Raw genomic sequence first — 6,092 nt, forward strand, 5'->3', positions numbered from 1 at the left:
AATCTCGACCTTTAAAATTATTAAAGCTAGTCTTTTTTAGAACTTTCTTAGGTTCGTTAAACTCCCCAGGCTTGACCATTTTTATCATAAGAGCAACAAAATTATCTGCATTTTTATTTTTGAAATAATTATAAATCTTTGAAATATGATTCACATCACCATTAGCACTCTTATATATTTTTATAGCTTCAGAGCCATTCACATTGTGAGCCTTCATCATATTAACTATAGTTTTAATACCATCTTCTAAATTAAAATCATCTTGTATTTTATCTTCTGAAACTGTAGCTGATACTTCATCAAGAGCAGTAGGATCATTAATCATATTCATCTTATTTTGATGAATATAAAACTTTAGAGCAGTTATCTTTCTTCCAGTTTTAATTTCCTCAAAATCAAAGCTTATATCAGTTTTTAAAGGTAATTCCTTTTGTGCTTGAAGTATAACTTTTCTTTTGAAATCATTATATCTAGTATATTCACTAGGTTCTATTTTAAATATTTGCCTTAATTCTTCTATTGTTAAAATCCTTGATTTTATTCCCTCATACTGTTTTAAAAGTTCATAAAATCTTATTGAGTATGTACTTTTCAAAGATACAATGTTCTTTAACTTGTACTTAGTAAATGGATTTTCTTTATTCAAATATAGATAAAAAGGTTTTAAAAAAGGGTGAAATTGAACTTTTATTGTACCCTCACCTTTTTCGTGTTTATAAAAGCTTAAAAAAGGCACTAAAACCTCTGATTTTTCATCTTTAAAAGTAAGTACATTCCCCATTAACTCCTTTGTTTGTTTGGGAATTTCACTATATTTACTTTGGTCTTTAATTCCGTAAAGCTCCATCAATTCGCTTACTTTAAATTCATACATCTTAAAATCTTCATCACCAAAGTCAATCATTGAAGCCATAACTCTTAAAAACTTCTGTTGACTTGGTTTAAGTTTGTAACTTGCTTCTATTAACGTATTTGCTTGAACAACTAATTTATTTTCTATGTTATCCATATTAACCATATAACCACCTCTATTGGTAATTATATCTTACTACGACCTTTTTGTAAATAGTCGTGCGACTATTTTATTTTAGTCGTCTTTCACTATGAAAAAGTCGTCTTTCACTATGAAAAAGTCGTCTTTAAATTAAATCTCACTATGAAAAAGTCGTCTTTCACTATGAAAAAGTCGTCTTTAAATTCTACAGGCTAGTAATACCAATGCTTTGCGAGGACGTAAAACATTATAACTTAGTTGTATATATAAATTATATAAACAACAACTATCAATTGTTGTCTAAAAATGATTTTTAAATTATTTCTTTACATCTATATTATTACAATTTTTGTAAACTAAATTTGCTACTATGTATTTATATATAAATTTTAAGACGTGTAAAAATATTAATGGAGGATATGGATGGATAGAGAAGATTTTTTGAAGTTGGGCCTTATAGAGCAAATAGACTTCTTTAACTCAAAAATGAAAAATGGTTATAGTATGACCAAAATAGCTAATGAATTAGGTATTTCTAAAAGTATTTCAGAAAAATTCAAAAAGAATGGATATAAGCTAATAGAAAATCAATTTATAAATAGCAACCAAATAGAAAAGCAAACAAAAGAACACAGAACAATACAGGAAATTGGACGGGGTAGACCATCAAGAACTGATGACAATAGTAAGCATACTGTCATCATGAACGATGAAGTATGGCAAGAACTTCAAATCTATGCGATTAGAAATAAAACTACAGTATCAAGGCTTTTAGAGAACTTAGCTAAAGAATTTTTAAATTTATAATGGGGTATACGCCCTATTATAAATTACTGCAAGCTTTGTAATTGAGTACTCAATTACACCTTGTTAATGGGATACCCCTTAAAACCCCAAAATAAAAAGTAGGGCATATGCCCTACTTTTTACCTTTCAAGTCCATTGCTCCTATCTATGTATTTCATAAACTTAGGCAATATTTTTTCTTTTTCTATAAATTTATTACACTTATCAAGCTTTGATGTCAGCCTGGTAACATCTTTAGTTAGAGTGCCAATTTTATTATTAGCTATATTTCTTATTCTTGTATTTTCTCCTTGGAGCAATTCGATTTTTTTCTCATAATTTTCTTTTTGTTTTTCAAAATCATCATTATGGGATTTATCTTTTTCAATTAGCCTTTTATTTTCTTCTCTAAGTTTTTTTATTTCATCAGATAACTTCTTATTCTGTCTATCTAAGTTATTATAGGCTAATTTTGCAATTTCACCTTCTTTAGCAAGATTATTAATTAATTCAAAATCACTTTTAGATAGCCTAATTTCGCCTAGGAACGTTTTTGATGGCTTAATGTTATCTAGTTTATCAAAAACACTTAAAACCTCTCTACGAGCCTCTAAATCGTTTTTAAGGCTAATTCCTTTCTTAGATAGTTGCTGAACTTCTTTTTTTAAGGTATCGGCTTTAAATTTATTAATTTCTATATGCTTTTTATCAGAACCTTCAACCCCTCGTTCAACATCAAAACCACAAGCTCTTAGATGTTTTGGTAGTTCATCTTGTATCTCTCTTAGACTATTTCTATCAAGAATCTTCTTAGCTGATAACTTTCCATCTTCGGTAATAGGTACAGAGCAAAGGTGCATATGAGGAGTTTTTTCATCTAGGTGGACTACTGCTGATACTATATTTTCACAGCCATATCTATCTTTAAAATACTCATAACTTTGTTTAAAAAACTCTATTTGCTTATTTAAAGGCATTTCAGAAAAGAATTTGTTATCGGAGGTTACTAATGTGCTTGTCATTACTACAGCATCCTTACGGATAGCCTTAGTCCCTTTATAACCTTGCTTAATAATCTCTTTAACTTGCTTATTATAATTAATGTTCCTATCGTTATGTAAGTCTATATTTAAATGAGATTTACTTTTATCAATATCAATATTTTTAGATTTATCACTCTCACGTTGGTTATGTATTTGTAATCCCTTAACATCACTATTCTTAAATTTTTGAATATGACATACTAAGTAACTCATAAAATCAATCTCCCTTTTAATACTTTAAGTGAATCATTTGTATCTTCAATTCTAGTCATACGTTTTAGGAAACTTTTGAACTTTATCATGTTCCCTGGGAACTATTACCAAAAATAATTCTAGTAAAGTATATCCATTTAATACTTTAAGTGAATCATTTGCACCTCCAATTCTAGTCATACGATTTAGGAAACTTTCTAAATCGGTGCAAATATCTTCACATAAAGTATAGCACATTATACTTTACTGCGTAAAGATGTGCCAGGAGTTCCTGGACCCAGGGCATATGCCCTAGCTTTCGCTCACCTTTTTTTATGCAAAAATTTTAACCGTCAGCCGAAGATCCACTTGAAAGTGGTTTGGCAGCCATTCAAAATTTTTGCATAAAAAAAGAAAAGGATGAGTTCTAAACATCCTTTTCTACTGTTGATACTAGTTGTTCTAAAATACCGAAATACTTCGATAATAAAATTATATCATATTGGGAAATATTAACCAATTAGAAATTTAAAAAGTCTATTATTTCGTAATTAGCATTGCGAAATAATAGCTTTTTTAAATTTATTTACTTATGCTAAACAAAAAGCTATGGATTTTATAAAAATCCATAGCCTATAAATGGCTTAAAACCTTGTTTTTAATTTATTTCGCTAAAAGAACAATTTAGCGTACTATTAGATAGTTAAAGAGTGTATAAAATAATCGTTTATTGACCATATTTACTGAAATTGATTTTTTAACAATATATTCCCAAAACAAGTACTTGAAAAAAAGGAAAAATATGTTTTGAGTAGAATTATATCATTAAAGAAAGAAAGGGGGATGTTAAAATTGAATTTTATAAAAAAGGGTGTTATTACTTTAATTTTTGCTAGTTTTATAATGTTATTTAATGGATGGACTTTAACGGATGCATATACAGGTTACGCGGGTGCTGATGGGGATTTAAGTTATGCTACTGCTCAAGCAAAGGTTACTAAAGCATATTTAGATCAAATGGGATATTACACAACGCTTTACACTGGATCATCTTATACTGAAGCATCTGTAAAAAATAATGTTCCAAGTGTAAGAGCTTTTTATACAAGTTGTCATGGAAGTTCGAATGCTAGTGCTTTTTGGACTAATAATGCAAGTGAAAGTGTTACATCATCTGAATTGTATTCTTGGACAGTTGGGTTTTATAAGTTTGCATTTATAGATGCATGTCATTCAGGAGAAAGTAAGGCGATGTATAGCGCATTTAACATGGTTGATAATGATGGAAAATCAGATGCGTATTTAGGGTGGATTGGATTATCATATGATTCAGCAAACTATACAAATTTTACTACTGCGGTATATGAGCTTCTTGATCAAGGGGAGACTATTAACTCAGCAGTTTGGACAGCGAGAACTAGAACCGGAATAACAAATTATCAAATTTATGGTGATTATCAAATGACTATGTATTAATGAGGAGGATATTGATGAAAAAAATAAGGATATTCATAGCTGCAATAATTATAGGTGTTATATCTATATTTTATAGTACTTCAGCTAAAGATATAAGAATAGATAATAGCAAAAAGATAATAGAGGATATTAATTATATAACAGAAAATAAATTAGATAGCTCTGTAAAGAGAGTTAGTGAGTATAAAGATGTTATATATGATATTGAGTTAGAAGAATTTGAAAGTAACGATTTAGTTATAGATTATGATACTAATGGAAATCTAATTATGATAGTTGATAAAAATAAGAAAGATGAAATAATTAAAAAGAATGAAGAAAGTGCAATAAAAGCTAAAGGAGAATTAAATAATCTTTCAAATGATAAAAATATTAAGCTGAAAGAAAAAGCAGTAGAAATAAGTAAATTATTTAATAATGTTAAAGATGAGAAAAAGTTAAATGAATCTACTACATTTATTGAAGAGTCTAAAATAATGGATGGAACAATAGCATTCAAATGGGCTAGGACTGAAAATGGATATAAATATAATGATGATTTTATAATGGTAATTATGGATCCTTTAGATGGTACGTTAGTAATTGCAAATAAAATGTATAAATCGAATTCTCCAACAAATAATGTGAAAATTAATGAAGATAAGGCCATAGAAATAGCAAGTTTAGAATTAAAAGATAAAAACAAGATAGATACATCAAAGATTATTAAAACAGAGTTAAAAATAATAAATCCTAATTATTATTGGACTAATCTAATATTAAATAGTACTGATTCTAAATTAGCATATGAAGTAACTTTTAGCAAACAAAGTCCTTATGAAGGTGAAGCTTCAATATGGATTGATGCTGAGGATGGAACTAATTTAGGTGGACAACAAACAAAATAAATATTAATAAAAAGAAGTAAAATTTGTACTTAAATTTACTTCTTTTTATTAATTAGGAATAGTTTTCAATTCGATTGATGGACCATCATTTAAATCCTTAAGTTTAGGAAATCTATAAATTTCATATCCTACTTTAAGTCCATTTAAATCCAGTATACGCCAACGTATTATTTGATAGCCAAATCCTATAAATTCTTTAGTTCCACCATCTTTAGCTGTCTTAGTATTAATAACAAAAATAGGGTCTTTAAAATTAGTTATACGAGTTTTATCTATTGAATAAGTAATCTTAGATATTAATAATAAAAAAATAATAAAAATTAAACAAAAAATAAATTTTTTATATTTTTTCAACAAAATCACCTCTTAGTATATAATATATATCTATATATTATATATTATAACTTTTTAGTTAATATTTGGAATGTAGAATCTTTTAAATTATAAACAAATAAAGTTTATATTATAAGTGGGGACACCGAAATGCTTGTAAAAACCGGTAACATCATGGGTTTATTTTACATAATAAATAATACTAATCAGTATCTGTATCCCACCCTAATAATTTTTTCTCTAATTCTTCATAATCATAATCTCGACCTTTAAAATTATTAAAGCTAGTCTTTTTTAGAACTTTCTTAGGTTCGTTAAACTCCCCAGGCTTGACCATTTTTATCATAAGAGCAACAAAATTATCTGCATTTTTATTTTTGA

Annotated in this window: 6 protein-coding genes; 3 read left to right on the forward strand and 3 right to left on the reverse strand. The window is 27.6% G+C overall.

From position 1 onward, the window contains the following. Positions 1–1,018, reverse strand: a 1,018-nt coding sequence (locus tag OYT88_RS20525) for a replication initiation protein (RefSeq protein WP_274402231.1), incomplete at its 3' end; no start/stop codon positions are given. Between the two features lie 399 nt (positions 1,019–1,417). Between OYT88_RS20525 and OYT88_RS20530 the strand changes: the two genes are divergently transcribed. Continuing rightward, entirely contained in the window at positions 1,418–1,801 is a 384-nt protein-coding gene (locus tag OYT88_RS20530; RefSeq protein ID WP_274402232.1) for a hypothetical protein, read from the forward strand. Between the two features lie 119 nt (positions 1,802–1,920). Here OYT88_RS20530 and mobV read toward each other — a convergent pair whose 3' ends face one another. Continuing rightward, positions 1,921–3,036: a MobV family relaxase gene (mobV, locus tag OYT88_RS20535; RefSeq protein WP_274402233.1), complete on the reverse strand. Its 1,116-nt coding sequence runs from the start codon at positions 3,034–3,036 to the stop codon at positions 1,921–1,923. Between the two features lie 831 nt (positions 3,037–3,867). On the opposite strand from mobV, the gene OYT88_RS20540 reads away from it, so the two are divergent. Together OYT88_RS20540 and OYT88_RS20545 are read left to right on the forward strand one after the other, a co-directional pair. Continuing rightward, a complete protein-coding gene (locus OYT88_RS20540; protein ID WP_274402234.1) occupies positions 3,868–4,491 on the forward strand; it encodes a hypothetical protein in 624 nt (207 codons plus the stop codon). Positions 4,492–4,505: 14 nt separating this feature from the next. Continuing rightward, complete coding sequence (locus OYT88_RS20545) at positions 4,506–5,378, forward strand: PepSY domain-containing protein (RefSeq protein ID WP_274402235.1); 873 nt, start codon at positions 4,506–4,508, stop codon at positions 5,376–5,378. A 48-nt stretch (positions 5,379–5,426) separates the two neighbouring features. On the opposite strand, the gene OYT88_RS20550 is transcribed toward OYT88_RS20545, so the two are convergent. Then, a complete protein-coding gene (locus tag OYT88_RS20550; RefSeq protein ID WP_274402236.1) occupies positions 5,427–5,732 on the reverse strand; it encodes a hypothetical protein in 306 nt (101 codons plus the stop codon). Positions 5,733–6,092: the final 360 nt, after the last annotated feature.

It is taken from the genome of Sporolactobacillus sp. CQH2019 (genome assembly GCF_028765345.1).
Taxonomy (GTDB): domain Bacteria; phylum Bacillota; class Bacilli; order Bacillales; family Sporolactobacillaceae; genus Sporolactobacillus.

Excerpts from the sequence above, each read along its gene's own strand:
- OYT88_RS20530 (WP_274402232.1), top strand. The coding sequence starts at position 1,418 with ATGGATAGAGAAGATTTTTTGAAGTTGGGCCTTATAGAGCAAATAGAC.
- mobV (WP_274402233.1), bottom strand. The coding sequence starts at position 3,036 with ATGAGTTACTTAGTATGTCATATTCAAAAATTTAAGAATAGTGATGTT.
- OYT88_RS20545 (WP_274402235.1), top strand. The coding sequence starts at position 4,506 with ATGAAAAAAATAAGGATATTCATAGCTGCAATAATTATAGGTGTTATA.